Source organism: Streptomyces antibioticus (assembly GCF_002019855.1).
Classification (GTDB): Bacteria; Actinomycetota; Actinomycetes; order Streptomycetales; family Streptomycetaceae; genus Streptomyces; species Streptomyces antibioticus_B.
In genome coordinates, this window is sequence record NZ_CM007717.1 from 3,832,592 (window position 1) to 3,851,456 (window position 18,865).

Here is an 18,865-nt window from a genome sequence, read left to right on the forward strand (position 1 = left end):
AGCCCACGACACAGGACACTGGTACATGGTTCGGACAGGCCCACGAGGCGGTCCCGGGCGGGCGGTTCGAGGTTCGGCAGCACATGCAGCACAGGCGAGGAGGCATCGGTGGCGGGCGAGTCCCCCGACAGGTCGAAGCAGCGCGAGTCGTCGGCGGAACCGACGTCGGGGAGCGCGGGCACGGTTCCCGAATCGCGCGAGCCCCGCGATCCGCGCCTCGCGGTGGCACGGGACAGCGACCCCCCGCGCGGCGGCGTGGACACGGCGACCCGGGTCTTCGCCGTACGCGAACTGGAGATCGAACGGGACGCGGGGGCGACGACGGGGGTCGCGACCGGTGAGCTGACCGGGGGGTCGGCAGACGGGGCGGAAGGGGAGCCTTCCGGTGACGCCGACCTGAGCGAGGGGTCGGCCGACGGACGGGGCGCGGGGTCGGGCGGCGGGTCGGCTGGCGGGTCGGGCGAGGAGTCGGGCGGCGGGTCGGCTGGCGGTTCGGGCGCGGGCTCGGGCGAGGGCTCGGGCAGCGGGTTGGGCGAGGAATCGGGCGGCAGGTCGGCAGGCAGGTCGGGCGAGGAATCGGGCGGCGGGGTGACCGGCAGGTCGGCCGACGGTCTGGACGACGAGCCGATCGAGGGGTCGGCCGACGGCCCGAGCGACGAGTCGACCGGCGGGGTGACCGGCGGTCTGGACGACAAGCCGACCGGCGAGGTGGCTGACGAAGCGACCGAGGACCCGACCGGCGAGCCGACCGGCGCGGCGAGCGACGCCACGGACGGTGCTGCCAGGAACGCCACGGCTGGTGCTGCCGGGAACGCCACGGCCCGTGGCGCAGGCGACGCCGAGGACGCGGCGGCAGGCGACGCCGACGACGACGCGTCGGAGGACGCAGGCGCGGCCACGGCTGACGCCGGTACGGCGGGCGGCGGCACCACGGCGGACAGCGACGACGCCCGGAACACCCCGGCTCGCAGTGCGGGCGACGACGTGACCGGAGACGCCGACGACGCCACGGCGGATGCCGAAGAGGCCACGGGCGCCGGGAACGTCACGACCGGTGCTGCGGACGAAGACGCGGCGGACGCCCGGTCCGCGACGCCCCGTGCCGCGAGCGACGACGTGACCCGCGACTCCGGCGACGCCACGGCGGATGCCGACGGCGACGCGGACGAGGCCCGGTCCACCACGACCGGTGCCGTGAGCGATGACGCGACCCGAGACCTCGGCAACGCCACGGCAGGCGCCGAGGTCACCGGAGACTCCGCGAACCGTGACGCGGCCGACGCCGAAGAGACCACCGAGGCCGAGGACGCTCAGGGCGTCGAGGAAGGCCCTGAGGGCGCCTCTGAGGGCCCTGGGGGATCCGAGGGCGGGTCGGACGCCTCGGGAGGCTCCGAGGGGGCTGACGGGGGCGATGAGGGCCTCCCGGCCGCCGTGGCCCAGTGGGCGACCCCGGCGAAGCCGGCCGAGAGGCCCGCGGCGGACGCCGACAAGGCCGACGCCGAGCCCGGGGCGGACGCCGACGCCAAGACCGAGGCCGGCGCCAAGCCCGACGCGGCCGGGGACAAGGTCGCGCCCAAGTGGGCCGACTCCACCCCCGTCGATCAGCCCACCGCCGTCTTCAAGGCTCCCCGGCCCAAGCCCGCCGTCGATCAGCCGACGACCATGCTGAAGCTGGGCGGGGCCACCAAGCCCGAGGAGACCGACAAGCCCGAGGCACCCGCACCCGCGCCCGCGACCGACCAGCGCACCAGCAAGTTCGTCGCTCTCAAGCCGGACGTCACCGCGCACGTCCCCCAGATCGGCCCCGAGCGGACCACGCAGCAGCCGTTGCCGCCGAAGCCGCCGCTGGATCTGCTGGCCGAGCTGACGAACACCCCGCCGCCCCCGCCGACCCCGCTGCGGACGCTCGGCCGGCGGATCAAGATCTGGACGCCGCTGGTCGTCCTGCTGCTCGTCGTCTTTGCGATCGCGCAGGCCGTGCGCCCGCTCCCGGCGACCGCGCTGGAGCTGACCGCGAAGGACTCGTACACCTTCGAGGGCGGCAAGCTCGGCCTGCCCTGGCCCAAGGAGGGCCAGGGTGCGATGGACGTGAACGGCATCGGCACCATGGACGCCTTCGGCGACGAGAAGCCGGTCGCCATCGGCTCCGTCGCCAAGGCCATGACGGCGTACGTCGTCCTGAAGGACCACCCGCTGAAGTCCGGCGAGGAGGGCCCGGCGATCCCCGTCGACGCCACCGCCGAGAAGGAGGGCGGGTACGACAAGGACGGCGAGTCCACGCTCAACACCGTGAAGGAGGGCGACACCCTCACCGAGCGCCAGGCCCTCTCGGCGATCATGATCCCGTCGGCGAACAACATCGCCCGGCTGCTGGCCCGCTGGGACGCGGGCACCGAGGCGGAGTTCATCCAGAAGATGAACGACACCGCCAAGGAACTGGGCATGACGAACACCACGTACACCGACGCCTCCGGCCTCAAGGAGACGACCGTCTCCACCGCCGCGGACCAGGTGAAGCTGGGCAACGAGCTGGTGAAGATCCCGGCGCTGGTGGAGATCACCAGGCTGCCCGAGTGGATCGACCCCTCGGGCCAGAAGTGGCGCAACTACAACACGCTCGTCCCCTACAACGGCGCCATCGGCATCAAGACCGGCTCCACCAGCAAGGCCGGCGGCAACCTGCTCTTCGCCGCCACCAAGGAGAGCGGCGGCGAGACCGTCACCGTCGTCGGCGCGATCCTCGGCCAGCACACGGCGCCGATCATCGACACCGTGAACGCGGTCAGCAAGACCGCCCTGCTGGCCGCACAGGACGCCATCACCTCGGCGAAGATCCTCAAGAAGGGCGACGTCGTCGGGTACGTGGACGACCAGCTCGGCGGCCGTACCCCCGTCGTCGTCACCAAGGACGTGGCGGCGGTCGGCTGGGCCGGGCTGACCGTGAAGCTGTCGTTCGCCGCCGACGAGGTGCCGCACACGGCGAAGGCCGGGACCCAGGTGGGCACGCTCACCGTGGGCGACGGCGCCTCGGGCGCGGTGAAGGTGCCGGTGGCGCTCCAGAGCGACCTGGCCGAGCCGGGCTTCTCGGACAAGCTGACGCGCATCACCTGACCTCGCCCCACCTGCGCAGCTCTCCTCCACCCCGCCGGGCAGCCGCCCGGCGGGGTGCGTGCTAGCGTCACGAAACGGGACAGGTCGGCGGCCGCGGTGACGCGGCCGTGACGCGGGCGCGAACGGGACGCGGCCGAGCACGAAAGATCAGGACACGGGGAGTGCCTTCGAGTGGCCACTGCGGAGCCGACACGCGCCGACGACACCGGTCCGGACCCGGAGCGCGGCCCACGGGCGAAGGTGCCCGCGCCCCAGTCCGGTGACCACGACCGCGACGGCCTCACCGGCGAGGACACCGACGCCGGCCGGGACGGCCGGCGGCTCACCCGCGTGAGGGCCGCCCTCGACCGGCACCCGGTGCTCTTCGTCACCGCGCTCTCCGGACTGCTGCACGTCGTCTGGTTCTTCGCGTTCGCGAACAGCGGTGGGGATCTGGCGGCGCAGGACGCCTGGGCCGAGTTCGTCGGCCGGCACCCCGACTCCGCGTACAACCTCGCCTGGTACGGCGGTATGCACCCGGTGTCGTACAGCGTGGTGTCGCCGTATCTGATGTCGGTCCTCGGCGTGCGGACGACGATGATGATCGCCGGGACGATCTCGGCGGCCCTGCTCACCCTGATCCTGCTGCGCTGCCGCCCGGTGAGGAATCCGCTGTGGCCCGCGCTGGCGGGGGTCTTCGCGCTGCTGTGCAACGCCGCGTCCGGGCGGGTGACCTTCGGCCTGGGCAACATGTTCGCGCTGGCCGCGGTCGCCGTCGTGTTCTGCTGGCCGTACCGCTGGCGCTACAAACGCTGGGCGAAGGCGCTGTGCGCGGCGCCGCTCGCCGCGCTCGCCACCATGGGCTCGCCGGTGGCGGGGCTGTTCGTGGGGATCGTCGCCGTCGCGCTGTTCCTCCAGAAGCGGCGGCCCGGCGCGTGGGCGCTGGGGCTCGCGCCGACGGCCGTGGTCGCCGTCTCGGCCTGGCTGTTCCCCTTCTCCGGCACCCAGCCGATGTCGTTCGGCTCGGCGTCGCTGCCGCTGCTGTACTCGGCGATCGTGTTCGCCGTCGTGCCGCGCGACTGGAAGACCGTACGGATCACCGCGGCCGTGTACGGGCTCGGGGTCCTCGCGGTGTGGATCGTCAGTTCGCAGATCGGGTCCAACATCACGCGGCTCGCCATGCTGTTCTCGGGGGTCGTGCTGATGGCCGCGCTGCCGTTCGCGGTGCCGCGCAGCCGCAAGTGGTACGTGATCGTCGTGGCGTCCGCCGGGTTCGTGACCTGGATCGGCTTCAAGTCGGTCGACGACGTGGTGCGGACCACCCCGGCGGCCTCCTGGGCGCGCGAGCTGGCGCCGCTGGTCAACGAACTCCAGGGGGTCGGCGCGGAGAAGGGCCGGGTGGAGGTCGTACCGGCCCGCTCGCACCGCGAGGCGTCCGCGCTCGCGCCGTACGTCAATCTGGCCCGGGGCTGGAACCGGCAGGCCGACATGGAGCGCAACCCCCTCTTCTACGACGACACCCTCAACTCGGCGAACTACCACGAGTGGCTCCAGCGCTGGGCCGTGCACTTCGTGGTCGTCCCGAAGGACGCGCTGGACGGGGACGGCGGCGAACGGGAGCGGGAGCTGGTGCAGCGCGGGCTGCCGTATCTCCAGCAGATCTGGGGCGACGCCAACTGGCAGCTCTTCCGGGTGACCGATCCGGCGCCGCTCGCCGAGCCCCACGCGGTCGTGGAGCGCGCCGAGCAGGGCGAGATGACGATCCAGGTGAAGAAGGCGGGCCGGATCATGATCCGGATCCCCTACTCGCCGTGGCTGAGCGTCGTCGACGAGCAGGGCAAGAGCCTGAAGCCGCCGCAGGAGACGAAGGGGTCCAAGGACCGCGCCGAGGGCGAGAAGCGGACGTACGACAACGTCAACGGCTGTCTGTACGAGACGGAGGAGGACGCGGAGGGGGACAAGTGGACCATGCTGCTCGCCCCGGAGGCCGGTGTGTACCGGCTGGCCGCGCCCTACCAACTGCCGCGCGGCACGCCCTGCCCGGACGAGCTGAGGTGACCCCGGCCGCGGCGTGCCGCGGTCAGCGCAGTGCGGAGACGTGGGTGTCGGTGCCCGGCACGGTCGGGACGAACGGGGCGAGCAGCTCCACCCGGCCGCCCGGTGCCGACGCGGCGATCTCGGCGTCGAGGCCCGTGAAGTGCTCCTCCCAGCACTCCCGCGGGTCCCGCTCCAGGAACCACAGCAGGGTCAGCCGGGTGCCGACGCCCTCGACCTGTTTGACGTAGGTCATGCGGTCGCCGGGCAGCGGGGTGGGGCGGAAGACGGTGACCAGGGCGGCCGGGGAGCCGGCGAGCCGCGCGGGCAGATGGCGGGCGCGCAGCCACTCCAGCAGGCCGGCGCACTGTTCGGGGGTGTCGGTGTCGATCACCTCCAGGACCAGACCGGCGTAGGGGTGGTCGAGGGCGTGGACGTCCCTCGGTCCGGCGGCGCCGTCCCGGTAGACCGTCGCCGCGTGGTCCTGGAACGCGGTGAACACATGGGTGCGGTCGCGGTAGACGCGCGCGTCGCGGTTGAGGCGCCGGTTGATGGCGACGGTCCAGCGCATGTGGTCGTCGTAGCGGCCTTCCGTGATCCAGTAGACGGACAGGTAGCAGCCGGCCGTCACCGGCTGCGCGACGGCCGACTTCTCCGGGGAGCGCAGGAGTTGCAGATCGCGGGTGGCCACCCAGCGGCGCCCGGCGAACATCCAGGGCATGGCCATCGCGCCGGCGTAGTAGTGGTCGTCCTCGTACCAGCGGTTGTAGGCGTACTCGTGGCCCGGGTGCGGCTCGACCATGGTGATCAGGGCGTGTCCTGGGCGGACGCCGTAGGGGCCGGTGGAGGCCAGCTCGGCGTAGGGATCGCTGCGGGTGTCGTCGCTCATGCCCGTTCCCCTTTCCTTCGGTCGCCCATACTCTGACGGACCGTCAGATGATGCGCCAGAGCGAGGGAGGCTCTCATGTCGCTGCTCACGGACAGGACCGTGGTCGTCTCGGGGGTCGGGGCCGGGCTCGGGCACCGGGTCGCGGCGGCGGTGGTGCGGGACGGCGGGAACGCCGTGCTGGGGGCGCGGACGGAGGCGGCGCTCGCGGCCTGCGCGGCCGAGGTCGATCCCGGCGGGGCGCACACGGCGTACCGGTCGACGGACATCACCGACGAGGAGCAGTGCGAGGCGCTGGCCGAGCTGGCGCGGGAGCGGTTCGGGCGGATCGACGCGGTGGTCCATGTGGCGGCCTGGGACGGGTACTTCGGCGGTCTCGCGGACGCGGACTTCACGACCTGGCAGAAGGTGATCGACGTCAATCTGCTGGGGACGCTGCGGATGACCCGGGCCTGCCTGCCGCTGCTGCGGGAGCGCGGCGGGTCGGTGGTGATCATCGGTACGCAGTCGGCGGTGGCCGCGCCCTCGCAGGTGCGGCAGGCGGCGTACGCGGCCTCCAAGGGGGCGCTGACCAGCGCGATGTACTCGCTCGCCCGGGAGCTGGGGCCCGACCGCATCCGGGTCAACACCGTGCTGCCGGGCTGGATGTGGGGGCCGCCGGTGCAGGCGTACGTACGGTTCGCGGCGCACACGGAGAAGGTGCCGGAGTCCGAGGTGCTGCGGCGGCTGACGGAGCGGATGGCGCTGCCCGCGCTGGCGACGGACGGGGACGTGGCCGATGCGGTGGCGTTCCTGGTGTCGGACCGGTCGCGGGCGATCACGGGACAGTCGTTGCTGGTCAACGCGGGTGAGCTGATGCGATGAGTTCATATCTGTGAACCAAGGCCATCATCTCGAATGATTTTACCTCCCTTTGACCTCACGCTCACTTGTCGTGCTCACGCGGCAGCACCCACGATGAGCGCCGGTCGACCCTGGGAGGACGCACATGAACGGTCTCGACTGGGCCGTGCTCATCGGCTATTTCGGCGTGATGGTGGCCATCGGCGTCTGGTCGCACAAGCGGGTGGACAACGTGAGCGACTTCTTCACCGCCGGCGGGAAGATGCCGTGGTGGCTCTCGGGCATCTCGCACCACATGTCCGGCTACAGCGCGGTGATGTTCACCGGCTACGCCGGTATCGCCTACACCTACGGCGTCACGTCCTTCGTGACCTGGTCGTTCCCGATCGCCCTGGGGATCGCCGTCGGCTCGAAGCTGTTCGCGCCGCGCATCAACCGGCTGCGCTCCCGGCTCCATGTCGCCTCGCCGCTGGAGTACTTGAAGAACCGCTACGACCTGCGCACCCAGCAGGCGCTGGCCTGGTCGGGCATGCTGCTGAAGATCGTGGACGTCGGCGCCAAGTGGGCGGCGATCGCCACCCTGTTGTCCGTCTTCACCGGCGTCTCCCTGAACCAGGGCATCCTCATCACCGGTGTGATCACCGGCGTCTACTGCACGATCGGCGGTCTGTGGGCCGACGCGCTCACCGAGTTGGGCCAGTTCGTCATCCAACTGCTGGCCGGTGTCGCGATGTTCGTCGCGGTGGTCCTGGAACTGAACGACAAGGGCATCGGGTTCTTCGGCGCCTGGGACGAGCCCGCCCTGAAGGGCCACGGCGAGCCGCTGGTCGGGCCGTACGGGACGGTGTTCCTGCTGGCGTTCCTCTTCATCAAGCTGTTCGAGTACAACGGCGGCATGCTCAACCAGGCCCAGCGCTACATGGCGACCCCCTCGCCGCGCGAGGCCGAGCGCTCGGCCCGGCTGTCGGCGGTGCTCTGGCTGGTGTGGCCGGTGGTGCTGTTCTTCCCCATGTGGATGTCGCCCCTGCTGGTCGAGGCGCAGAAGCCGGACGGCTCCGACTCCTACGGCCTGATGACCGAACAGCTCCTGCCGCACGGCCTGTTGGGGCTCGTCATCGTCGGCTTCTTCTCGCACACCATGGCCATGTGCTCCTCCGACGCCAACGCCATCGCCGCGGTGTTCACCCGGGACGTGGCGCCGGTGCTGTCCGCGAGGGCGCGGGCCTGGAACGAGCGCAGCGGGCTGATCGCGGCCCGGCTGACGACGGTGGTGTTCCTGGCGCTGTCCATGGCGGTGGCGACCCAGGTCAACTCCCCCACGTTCAAGGACATCATCACCGTCGTGATCAAGTGGGTGGCCGGTCTCATGGGCCCGATCGCGATCCCGATGATGCTGGGTCTGCTGCGCCCCTTCCGCCGCTCGGGGCCGACCGCGGCCCTGACGAGCTGGTCGCTGGGCCTGCTGGCGTTCTGGCTGGTCAACTACCCGATCAACTGGAACGTCGACGGCGGGGTGCCCCTCCAGTACCAGGTCTCGGTGCCGCTCGCCGTCTCCCTGGTGCTGTACGTGCTCATCGGCTTCCTGAAGCCGGAGGACACCCCGGAGCGGCTGGCGGTCGTCGAGCGGGTCAACACGGACGACGACTCCTCCGGCGCGGCGGCGGCCGTCCCGGGCCCGCGGGACGCGGCGGTCCCCGCCAAGGACTGAGGGTGCCGGGACCCGTCTGCGACGATGGCGTCATGGACGAAGAGGTCATTCCCGTGCTCCGCGTCGCGGACGCCGCCGCGGCGGTCACGTGGTACGAGCGGCTGGGCTTCGCCCAGCAGTGGGAGCACCGCTTCGAACCGGGGTTTCCCGCGTTCGTCGAGGTGGCCCGGGGCGGGGTCCGGCTGTTCCTGTCGGAGCACACGGGCGACGCCCGCCCCGACACGCTGGTCTATCTCCGGGTGCGCGATGTGGACGCCGTGGCGGCCGAGTTCGGGGTGCCGGTGGAGGACGCCCCCTGGGCGCGGGAGGTCGAACTGCGCGACCCCGACGGCAACCGGCTCCGCATCGGCACGCCGCACGCCTAGATTCCGCGCGGGTACCGGGCCAGCCAGCCCGGGGAGGCGCCCGTGGGGTCGTGGAGGGCCGGGCCCTGGGTCATCTCCATGGCGAAGTCGTCGGCGAGTTCGAGGATCGTGGGACGGCCCTCCAGTTCGGCCAGCCAGGCCGGCGGGAGGGCCGTCTCGCCGTGCAGGGCGCCGAGCAGACCGCCGGTGAGGGCGGCGGTCGGGGCGGAGGGGCCGTCCTGGTTCACCGCGAGGCGCAGCCCGTGCCGGACGTCCTCGGCGACGAGCGCGCAGTACACGGCACTGGCCAGGACCCCCGGCGCCGCCCCGTCCCCCACCAGTTCCGCGACCCGCTCCGGACCGGGCAGCCCCTGCCGTACGGCGCCGAGGGCGTGCTGGAGAGCCGCCGAGACGGGGTCGTGGTCCGGGCGGGCCGCCAGCAGGGCGAGGGCCCGCTGCACGGCGCCGTCCAGACTGTCGCCCCGGGCCAGCGCGTGCACGGTGACGGCGTACGCGCCCGCCGTGAGGTACGCCGCCGGGTGGCCGTGGGTCTGGGCCGCGCACTCCACGGCGAGCTGGGCGACGAGCTGCGGCTCCCAGCCGACGAGCAGCCCGAAGGGCGCGGAACGGACGGTGGGCTCGGGCCCGTCGGCGTCGGGGTTCTTGGGCGCGTCCAGGGTGCCGAGGTGTTCGTCGCCGAGCCCCGTGAGCAGCGGGCGGGTCGGGTCGCGGCGGGCGTACAGCCACTCCTCGCGGACCAGCCAGCCGTCGTCCTTGCGCAGGTCGGGGCCCCAGTCGCGCTGGGTGGCCGCCCAGCGCAGATACGCCCGGTGCAGATCGGTCGGCGGATGCCAGGCGCCGGTGTCCCGGCGGACCTGGGCCCGGATGAGACCGTCCACGCTGAACAGGGTGAGCTGGGTGAGATGGGTGACGGCGCCGCGGCGGCCGTGGGCGGGGGCGAGGTCGACGACGCCCTCCGGTCCGTGGAGCTGCCGGATCCCGTCGAGGGCGAGCCGGTCGACGGGCGCCCCGAGGGCGTCCCCGACGGCGGCGGCGAGCAGCGTGCCGCGTACCCGGCTGCGGAAGTCCTGCTGATCGGCACGGCCCCAGACGGCGCCGGTCGTCGTACTCACCAAGTCCTCCCGGGCACCGACCGCACGTACGACGACCGTCACTGTAATCGAATGCCGTCGGCCCGCCCTGCCCGACGGGGGCGGCGGGGTGGAGGGGTGATGAAGACCTGGTGGGGTAGGGAGATCCGCATGACCACCCCCACCTCACGAACCTCCCACGCCTCGCGGCTCGTTCCCCTCACGGCGACCGTGCTCACGGCGAGCGTCGCGCTCTACATAGCCCTGGTGGCGTTCGGGAACATCACCGACTTCGGGACCAATCAGCAGTTCGTCCGGCATGTGCTGGCGATGGACACCACGTTCAAGGACGAGGACCTGATGTGGCGGGCGGTGACGAGCACCGGGCTCCAGGACACCGCCTATGTCGCGATCATCGCCTGGGAGACCGTGGCCGCCGTGCTGCTGACCGCCGGGACCTGGTTCTGGGCGCGCCGCGACCACGCCCGGGGGCGGGCGCTGTCGACGTACGGCCTGCTCATGCTGATGCTGCTGTTCGGCGCCGGGTTCATGGCGATCGGCGGGGAGTGGTTCGCGATGTGGCAGTCGGACACCTGGAACGGCCTGGACGCGGCGACCCGCGTCCTCGTGTTCGCCGGGATCGCGCTGCTCGTCAACCATCTGCCGGCCGAGAAGCCCTCGGCCTGACCGACGGGGACTACTCGACGACGCGGACCTTCGTGCCCAGGTCGCCGAAGGCCCACAGCGCCGCCCCGTCCGCCGTGGGCATCCGGATGCCGCCCGTGCGGGCGCCCTCGGCGGCCGGGGGCGGCGAGGAGCCGTCGACCGCGTTGGAGAAGGCGATGTTCACACCGGAGACGACCGAGAAGTAGATGATGTGCTCGATCTCGACCCCGTCGGAGCCGGTCGTCGCGGCCTTGCGCACGGAGATCGTGTAGGTGCCGGGCCCCGGTTCGACGGTGCCCGGCCAGACCGTGAAGGTCCGGCGGGCGGTGTCGTCGGCGTCGACCAGCCAGACCCGGTGGTCCGACAGGTCGTAGACGATCCTGCGGCCGCTCCCCGAGCCCTTCGGCACCCCGGTCCGCGCCGGGGCGGCCGAGGGCTTCGGGGACGGGGACGCCTCGGCGCCGGGGGCCGCGGACGCCGACGCGCCCGGACGGACCGCCGCCGCCGTGGGATGCGGGCCCCGGTCGGCCTGCACGGTCAGCACGGCGACCCCGGCGAGGGCGCCGGCCGTCAGACCGGTGACCCAGACCCACGAGGGAAGCCGTCGGGCAGCCACGGGCACGCATCTCCTCAGCTACATGTCCTCATCCAACAGAGGTCGGATCATCGTACTCACTCCAGGACGGGCAGAAGTTCCGGGAGATGCCCGTCCGAGGCCCGGGCCGCCCGCTGCCGCTCCTCGGGGACCTCGCCGTACAGGGTCGTGCGCGGCTTCGCGGGCCGGCCGGCCGCCTCGGCGACGGCGATCAGGTCCTTGACCGACTTGTAGGAGCCGTAGGAGGAGCCGGCCATCCGGGAGATGGTCTCCTCCATCAGCGTGCCGCCCAGGTCGTTCGCGCCGGAGCGGAGCATCTCCGCCGCGCCCTCGGTGCCCAGCTTCACCCAGCTCGTCTGGATGTTGGGGATGTGCGGGTGCAGCAGGAGCCTCGCCATCGCCGTCACCGCCCGGTTGTCGCGCGCGGTCGGGCCGGGCCGGGCGATGCCCGCCAGATAGACGGGGGCGTTGGTGTGGATGAAGGGCAGGGTCACGAACTCCGTGAAACCGCCGGTCCGTTGCTGGATCCGGGACAGGGTGCGCAGATGGCCGAGCCAGTGCCGGGGCTGGTCGACATGGCCGTACATCATGGTCGAGCTGGAGCGGATGCCCAGCTCGTGCGCGGTGGTGACGACCTCGATCCAGGTGGCCGTCGGCAGCTTGCCCTTGGTCAGCACCCAGCGGACCTCGTCGTCGAGGATCTCGGCGGCGGTGCCCGGGATCGAGTCGAGGCCCGCCTCCTTGGCGGCCGTCAGCCACTCGCGGATCGACAGACCGGTGCGGGTCGCGCCGTTCACCACCTCCATCGGCGAGAAGGCGTGGACGTGCATGCCCGGCACCCGCTCCTTGACCGCCTTCGCTATGTCGAAGTACGCCGTGCCCGGCAGGTCGGGGTGGATGCCGCCCTGCATGCACACCTCCACCGCGCCTACCTCCCACGCCTGCTGGGCGCGGTCGGCGACCTGGTCGAGGGAGAGGGTGTAGGCGTCGGCGTCGGTGCGGCGCTGGGCGAAGGCGCAGAACCGGCAGCCGGTGTAGCAGACGTTGGTGAAGTTGATGTTCCGCGTGACGATGTACGTCACGTCGTCCCCGACGGCCGCGCGGCGCACGTCGTCCGCGATCCGGGTGAGCGCGTCCAGCGCCGGGCCTTCGGCGTGCAGCAGGGCGAGGGCCTCGGCGTCGGTGAGCCGGGTCGGGTCGTCGGCGGCGGTGCGCAGGGCCTCGCGGACGTCGGTGTCGATGCGCTCCGGCGCCATGCCGGGGGCGGCCGCCTCGCGCAGGGCGCCCCAGTCGCCGTACACCTCGTCGAAGTCGTCACGGCGGTCGGAGGTACGGCCGTCGGTGTCGATGGTGCGGTGCAGATCGGTGCGGCCCGACGCGGTGAACGCCTCGTCCGGCTCCTGCCAGGGGCGGCCCTCGACCACGGCGTCCGGCACCGCGAGGCCCGTCTCCGGGTCGGCGAGCGCGCGCACGTGCGGCAGCAGCCGCGGGTCCAGCCAGGGTTCGCCGCGCAGCACGAACTCCGGGTACACGCACAGCCGTTCGCGCAGCTCGAAGCCGGCCGCGCGGGAGCGCTCGGTCAGCTCCTCGATCTGCGGCCAGGGGCGTTCGGGGTTGACGTGGTCGATGGTGAGCGGGGACACCCCGCCCCAGTCGTCGATGCCGGCGCCGAGCAGCCGCTCGTACTCGCTGTCGACGAGGTTGGGCGGCGCCTGGAGGTTGGCGGCGGGGCCCAGGATGTGCCGGGCCACGGCGACCGCGGCGACCAGTTCGTCCAGTTCGGCGTCCGGCATGCCGCGCATCGCGGTGTCCGGCTTGGCGCGGAAGTTCTGGATGATCAGCTCCTGGACGCCGTGGTAGGCGCGGGAGACCTTCCGCAGCGCGAAGAGGGACTCGGCGCGCTCCTCGTACGTCTCGCCGATCCCGAGCAGGATCCCGGAGGTGAAGGGGACGGAGGAGCGTCCGGCGTCCTCCAGCACCCGCAGCCGTACGGCGGGTTCCTTGTCCGGGGAGCCGAAGTGCGGGCCGCCGGGCTCCGACCACAGCCGGGTCGCGGTGGTCTCCAGCATCATGCCCATGCTGGGCGCGACGGGCTTGAGGCGCTGGAAGTCGGTCCAGGTCATGACGCCCGGGTTGAGGTGCGGGAGCAGTCCCGTCTCCTCCAGGATGCGGATGGAGATCGCCCGGACGTAGGCGATGGTGTCGTCGTAGCCGTGCGCGTCGAGCCATTCGCGGGCCTCGGGCCAGCGGTCCTCGGGCTTGTCGCCGAGGGTGATGAGGGCTTCCTTGCAGCCGAGGGCGGCGCCCTTGCGGGCGATGTCCAGCACCTCGTCCGGGGACATGAACATCCCGTGGCCGGCCCGGCGCAGCTTGCCGGGGACGGTGACGAACGTGCAGTAGTGGCACTTGTCCCGGCACAGCCGGGTGAGGGGGATGAAGACGCTCTTCGAGTAGGTGATGACACCGGGCCGGCCGGCCGCCGCGAGGCCGGCGTCACGGACCCGGGCGGCCGACGCGGCGAGGTCGTCGAGCGCCTCGCCGCGGGCCTGGAGCAGGACGGCCGCCTCACCGACGTCGAGGGCCACGCCGTCCCGGGCGCGTTTGAGGGCGCGACGCATGGAGTTCTCGGTCGGGCCGGTGGCGCCGGGGCGCTCGGTGGGGCCGGTTCCGGAGTTCGCCGAAGTCGTCATTCCTTGAGCATACGTTCGGGCTGGTCAGGCGCGGGGGTGGGACGTCGGTGCGGGACGTCGGTGCGGGACCGGGCCCGGGACGTGGGCGTGGGCGGACACTGCGCCACGGGGGAGGCGGAGGTCCGCCCACGCCGATGGGGGCACGCCAGGCCGTAGGCGCGGCTCCCGGGAAGCAGCCTGCCCATCGGCGCTCGAGGCGCACTGGTCGATCGGTCACCACCTGCTGAATCGTGGAACCTTCATCGTTCTCCCTTGTGTCCTCCGCGGCTCCACCGGCCTTCGAGCGGGACTCCCTAGCCTCGGCCCGACCGCACGGAAGGGGACGGACATGGGACGCCTGCTGGCATGGCTGCTGCGCGAGTTCGGGGCCGGACTGGCCTCGATGGGGCAGTACTTCGGGGCCCTGACACCCCCCGAGTGCTACGGCCGCGTCTCCTGGACCCCGACGGAGGACGCCCCGACGACGGACCGCGCACCCGACGGCCCCGACCCGGACTCGGCCCTGTCCTCCCAGGAGCGGGCCCAGTGGCGGGGACTGGTACGGCAGTTGAAGACCACCGAGCCGACAGACCGACACCATCGGCCCCACTGACGGTCCCCTGCGCGAACACGACCGGACCGACGGCGCTTCCCTGCCGCCGGGGCCGGCCGGGCTGGCCGGGCCGACCCAACCGCCGGGACCACCTCACCTGCCCGAAGCCAGACCCCGCCAGGCCCGCCGCCTCAGCCGTCCGCGCCGCCAGGCTTGCCAGGCCACCCGGACCACCGCTACCTGGCCCAGGCGGTCACGTCCACGCGGACCCGCAAAGTCTGGGGGCTGTCCAAGCCGCCGCAACCGCCGGGACCTTCGCAGCCACTCCGGCCGCCGGGACCGACCTGGCCGACCTGGCCGACCTGGCCGACCTGGCCGACCTGGCCGACCTGGCCGACGGGATCGTACTGGCCAAGCGACCGCCCGGCTGCCCCAGCCGCCAGGCCACCGGGGCCACCCGAAACCACACCCGGCCGTCCAGGCCACCGGGCCCGCCTCAGCCGCCCGAACCGCCGGACCCCACCAGGCCCGCCAGGACCCCTGCCTCAGCCGTCCGCGCCGCCAGCCTTGCCCGGGTCACCCGGACCCTCAAGCCCGGAAGACCCCACAGACCCGCCAGGCCCGCCAGGCCCCCCGGGGCCACCTGGACCGCCGGGACCCCCGGGGCCGCCCGGACCGCCGGGGCCGCCCGGGCCTCCGGGGCCGCCAGGCCCACCCGGCTTCTCCAGTCGCGCGTCCTTCAGCAGCAAGGCCAGCAGGAATGCCGCCAGTAGGACCGGCACGGCCGACAGGAACACCGTGGAGAGGGCGTCGCTGTATACGGCGGCGATCTCGCTCAGTGTGCGCGGGGGGACGGTGGCCGTTTTCGACGGGTCCCAGGTGCCGGTGGTGATGCTGTCGGCGGTGGTGGGTGGGAGGCGGTCGGGGGCCACCGCGGCCAGCCGGGCGTTGAGGATGGAGCCGAAGACCGTCACGCCGAAGGCCGTGCCGAGGTTGCGGGCCAGGCCGACCGTGGAGGTGCTGACGCCGATCTGGGCGCGAGGCGCCGTGGACTGGGCGACGAGCGTGGTGACCTGGGAGGAGAGGCCGACGCCCACGCCCATCACGGCGAGCAGCGCGGCCACGACGGCGGTGCCGGTGTCCTCGGTGGTCGTCGCCATCAGCGCGGCGGCCGTCGCGGCCAGGGCGGTGCTCACCACGGGGAACCACTTGTAGCGCCCGGTCTTCGCGATGATCTGTCCGGCCACGACGGTGGCGACGGCCATGCCGATCATCGCGGGCAGGAAGAGCAGACCGGTGTCGGTCGCGCTGACTCCCTGGACGGCCTGGAACAGCAGCGGCACGAAGGTGACACAGCCGAAGAAGGCGAAGCTGACGGCGAACGCGACCACCACGCAGATGGTGAAGGTGCGGTCGCGGAACAGTCCGAGGGGGACCACGGGCTCCGGCGCGGAACGCTCGTGGCGCAGCCACACGACGGCCAGCAGGACGGCACCGGCGGCCAGGAGGAGCACCACAGGATCCCCCCAGCCCTCGCGGCCGGCCCGGTCCGTGCCGAGGACGAGGCAGGCGATGAGGCCGGCGAGCAGGACGGTGCCCAGGTGGTCGATGCGCGGCCGGGCACCGGAGCGCGGGGTGGCCGGGAGGAGGGCGCGGATGCCGACGAGGGCGAGCAGGCCGAGCGGCAGGTTGACGTAGAAGATCCAGCGCCAGCCGAGCTGGTCGGTCAGGACACCGCCGGCGAGCGGGCCCGCGAGGTTGGCGATGACCATGACTCCGGCGAACCAGCCCTGGTACTTGGCGCGTTGCCGGGGCGGCATCAGGTCGCCGAGGACGGAGAAGGCGCTGACCTGGAGACCGCCGCCGCCGAGTCCCTGGAGCGCGCGGAAGGCGATGAGCTGCTCCATCGATCCGGCGGCGCCGCAGGCCGACGATCCGATCAGGAAGATCACGATCGCCGAGAGATAGACCGCCCGCCGGCCGAAGAGATCGCCCAACTTCCCGTAGATCGGCATGGACACGCTAAAGGTGAGCATATAGGCCGTGGAGGTCCAGGCGTACAGATCCAGAGCACCCAGCTCGCCTGTCAGGCTCGGCCCCGCGGTCGCGGTGATCGACTGGTCGATCATCGACATCATGCTCGTCAGCAGCAACGCGGCGAGCAGCAGCGGAAAGCGGGGTGGCAGCGAGGGTGAGGCCGGATCTCCCGCGGCCACCCCCCGAGCACGCGCCGGGCCGGCTTCGGTCATCGATCCTCCAGAGGCGGTCGGTACCAGATAAGCAGACTTCCGCAAGTGTATGACATCAGCATATAAATGTCCTGTGCGATTGACCACGCGCAGGTGGGAGGGCCCGCCCGGCCGTTCGCACGGGGACCGGTCCAGGACCGCTCAAGCGGTCGTCAAGCGGGCGGGGGTCAAGTAGCGACACGCACCCAGGAAGTGCGGCACGCACCGACGAAAAGCTTCAGGCCGTGAGAACGATGCAAGCGAAACGGGAGGGTCAGTGCTCCAGATAGGGCTGCTCGGAACGCTTCAGGTCGTCCATCGGGGCGTGGATGTCACGCCGTCCGCCCCCAAGGTCAGACAGGTGCTGGCGCTGCTGGCCCTGCGGACCAACTCCACAGTCCCGCTCCACCAGCTCGTCCAGGAACTGTGGGAGGAGCGCCCGCCGTCCAGCGCCGCGACCACCTTGCAGACGTACATCTACCAACTGCGCAAGCTGCCCGGACTCTCCGACCAGCAGCCGGGCTCCCCCGCCACCGGCCACGCGCTCGTGACCACCCCCGGCGGCTACCAGCTCTCCGGACCGCACGGCTGCCTGGACACCCAGGAGTTCGCGGAGCTGGCCGACCGGGGCAGAGCCGCCATAGAGAAGGGCGCCGTGGCCGACGGCGCCGACCTGCTCCAGCGGGCCCTCGCCGTATGGCGGGGGCCCGCTCTCGGTGACATGACCCCCGGCCCGGTCGTCGGCATCGACGCGCTCAGGCTGGAGGAGCGCCGCTACGAGGTCCTGGAGCAGCGCATCAACGCCGATCTGCTGCTCGGCCGTCACCACCAGCTCATCAGCGAACTGACCGCGCTGGCCGCGGACAACCCCACCCGGGAGGGCCTGCACGCCAAGCTGATGCTCTCCCTGCACCGGGCCGGCCGGCGGCCGGAGGCACTGGAGGTGTTCCAGCGGCTGCGCGGTGTCCTGGCCAGGGAGCTCGGTCTGGAACCCTGCTCGGAACTCCAGCGGCTGCACCAGCAGTTGCTGGCCGGGGACAGCCGGCTCGACCTGCCCGAGGGGCAGCTCACCGTGCCCACGGCGCCGGGCGGCGAGCCGCCCGTGACCCTGCCCGCCCACGTCCCGCTGATCGGCAGGCGGACCGAGTGCGCCCAGGTCTGCAAGGCGCTCACCGAGTACCCGGAAGGACAGGGCCCGATGTGCGTGGCCGTCGGAGGGCCACCCGGGGCGGGGTGCACGGCGGTGGCCGTGGCGGTCGCCCACCGCCTCGGGGACGTCTTCGCCGACGGCCGGCTGTACGTCTCCTTCGGCGACCCGGCCGCACCCCGGCCGGTCGAGGACGTGCTCGCCGATGTGCTCATCGCCGCCGGGCACCGGCGCGCCGAGCTGCCGGAGGGGCGGGCCGCGCGGGCCCGGCTGCTGCGCGCGTGGACCGCGGGCCGCCGGGTGCTGCTGGTGGTCGACGATGTGACGTCGAGCCATCAGATCACCGATCTGCTGCCCGCGGACTCCGGTTCGGCCGTCCTCGTGGCCGGGCTGCGCCGGCTGAGCGGCAGCCGTATCCGGATGCGCGTGGACATCGGCCCGCTGCGCGCGGAGGACGCAGTGGACCTGTGCCGCGCCACGCTGGGGCGCGGTCCGCAGCTCGCCGACGAACCCGGACTGCGGACGCTGCTCGACCTCTGCGACCACCTGCCCGGACCGGTGCTCGACGCGGTGAATCTGCTGGCGCTGCGGCCGCACTGGACGGTGTGGCGGCTCATCGACTGGATGAACCGCGAACGGCAGCAGACGGCCGCGGCCCAGCGGACCCACCCCTGCGACCGTCTGATCCGCCGCAGCGGCTGCCTGGACCCCGGTCTGCGCGAGACGCTCGGCAAGCTCGCCGCCCGGCCGCAGAACGTGGTGACGGTGGAGGAGGTCGCCTCGGTCCTCGGCCGCAGCACCATCGAGGCCGAGGAACTCCTGGAGGAACTGGTCGAGTTGTTCCTCCTCGACGTCGAGCTGTCCGTCGGCTGCTCGCCCTCCGAGGGCTTCTTCCAGTACCGGCTGCCCCGGCTGCTGCGCACCGCCTTACGGGTGGCACCCGCCTACGCCTGACGGCCTCGCCCGCGGCGGGCGCGCGCCGGGCGGCACGGGAGCACCGGTCCCGTGCCG

The 18,865-nt window shown here is 72.6% G+C and carries 13 protein-coding genes; 8 read left to right on the forward strand and 5 right to left on the reverse strand.

Going from position 1 to position 18,865, the window contains the following annotated elements; all coding sequences use genetic code 11:
* Positions 1-108: 108 nt before the first annotated feature.
* Positions 109-3,111, forward strand: coding sequence for a D-alanyl-D-alanine carboxypeptidase family protein (locus tag AFM16_RS17090; RefSeq protein ID WP_078633827.1), 3,003 nt, complete (start codon positions 109-111; stop codon positions 3,109-3,111).
* A gap of 171 nt (positions 3,112-3,282) precedes the next feature.
* Positions 3,283-5,148, forward strand: coding sequence for a DUF8823 domain-containing protein (locus AFM16_RS17095; RefSeq protein WP_078633828.1), 1,866 nt, complete (start codon positions 3,283-3,285; stop codon positions 5,146-5,148).
* 22 nt (positions 5,149-5,170) lie between these two features.
* Here the strand turns inward: AFM16_RS17095 and AFM16_RS17100 are convergent, their stop codons facing one another.
* Positions 5,171-6,013 (reverse strand): hypothetical protein, encoded by an 843-nt coding sequence (locus AFM16_RS17100; protein WP_078633829.1) that lies wholly within the window; start codon positions 6,011-6,013, stop codon positions 5,171-5,173.
* Positions 6,014-6,088: 75 nt separating this feature from the next.
* On the opposite strand from AFM16_RS17100, the gene AFM16_RS17105 reads away from it, so the two are divergent.
* From AFM16_RS17105 to AFM16_RS17115, 3 genes are all read left to right on the forward strand, one after another.
* Complete coding sequence (locus AFM16_RS17105; protein WP_078633830.1) at positions 6,089-6,874, forward strand: SDR family oxidoreductase; 786 nt, start codon at positions 6,089-6,091, stop codon at positions 6,872-6,874.
* Between the two features lie 124 nt (positions 6,875-6,998).
* Complete coding sequence (locus tag AFM16_RS17110) at positions 6,999-8,561, forward strand: sodium:solute symporter family protein (protein WP_078633831.1); 1,563 nt, start codon at positions 6,999-7,001, stop codon at positions 8,559-8,561.
* 32 nt (positions 8,562-8,593) lie between these two features.
* A complete protein-coding gene (locus AFM16_RS17115; RefSeq protein WP_078636985.1) occupies positions 8,594-8,926 on the forward strand; it encodes a glyoxalase superfamily protein in 333 nt (110 codons plus the stop codon).
* Here the strand turns inward: AFM16_RS17115 and AFM16_RS17120 are convergent.
* Entirely contained in the window at positions 8,923-10,038 is a 1,116-nt protein-coding gene (locus tag AFM16_RS17120; protein WP_078633832.1) for an ADP-ribosylglycohydrolase family protein, read from the reverse strand. The genes AFM16_RS17115 and AFM16_RS17120 overlap by 4 nt on opposite strands.
* Positions 10,039-10,167: 129 nt before the next feature.
* Here AFM16_RS17120 and AFM16_RS17125 point away from each other — a divergent pair, with 129 nt between their 5' ends.
* Positions 10,168-10,683, forward strand: coding sequence for a DUF2165 domain-containing protein (locus tag AFM16_RS17125; protein ID WP_030784968.1), 516 nt, complete (start codon positions 10,168-10,170; stop codon positions 10,681-10,683).
* A gap of 10 nt (positions 10,684-10,693) precedes the next feature.
* Here the strand turns inward: AFM16_RS17125 and AFM16_RS17130 are convergent, their stop codons facing one another.
* Both AFM16_RS17130 and AFM16_RS17135 read right to left on the reverse strand, forming a co-directional pair.
* Complete coding sequence (locus tag AFM16_RS17130; RefSeq protein WP_030784971.1) at positions 10,694-11,284, reverse strand: L,D-transpeptidase; 591 nt, start codon at positions 11,282-11,284, stop codon at positions 10,694-10,696.
* 50 nt (positions 11,285-11,334) lie between these two features.
* Entirely contained in the window at positions 11,335-13,947 is a 2,613-nt protein-coding gene (locus tag AFM16_RS17135; RefSeq protein WP_078633833.1) for a bifunctional FO biosynthesis protein CofGH, read from the reverse strand.
* Positions 13,948-14,275: 328 nt separating this feature from the next.
* Here AFM16_RS17135 and AFM16_RS17140 point away from each other — a divergent pair, with 328 nt between their 5' ends.
* Positions 14,276-14,539: a hypothetical protein gene (locus tag AFM16_RS17140; RefSeq protein WP_078633834.1), complete on the forward strand. Its 264-nt coding sequence runs from the start codon at positions 14,276-14,278 to the stop codon at positions 14,537-14,539.
* A gap of 485 nt (positions 14,540-15,024) precedes the next feature.
* On the opposite strand, the gene AFM16_RS17150 is transcribed toward AFM16_RS17140, so the two are convergent.
* Positions 15,025-16,728: an MDR family MFS transporter gene (locus tag AFM16_RS17150; protein ID WP_078633836.1), complete on the reverse strand. Its 1,704-nt coding sequence runs from the start codon at positions 16,726-16,728 to the stop codon at positions 15,025-15,027.
* A gap of 304 nt (positions 16,729-17,032) precedes the next feature.
* On the opposite strand from AFM16_RS17150, the gene AFM16_RS17155 reads away from it, so the two are divergent.
* Positions 17,033-18,808 (forward strand): AfsR/SARP family transcriptional regulator, encoded by a 1,776-nt coding sequence (locus AFM16_RS17155; protein WP_167797203.1) that lies wholly within the window; start codon positions 17,033-17,035, stop codon positions 18,806-18,808.
* Positions 18,809-18,865: the final 57 nt, after the last annotated feature.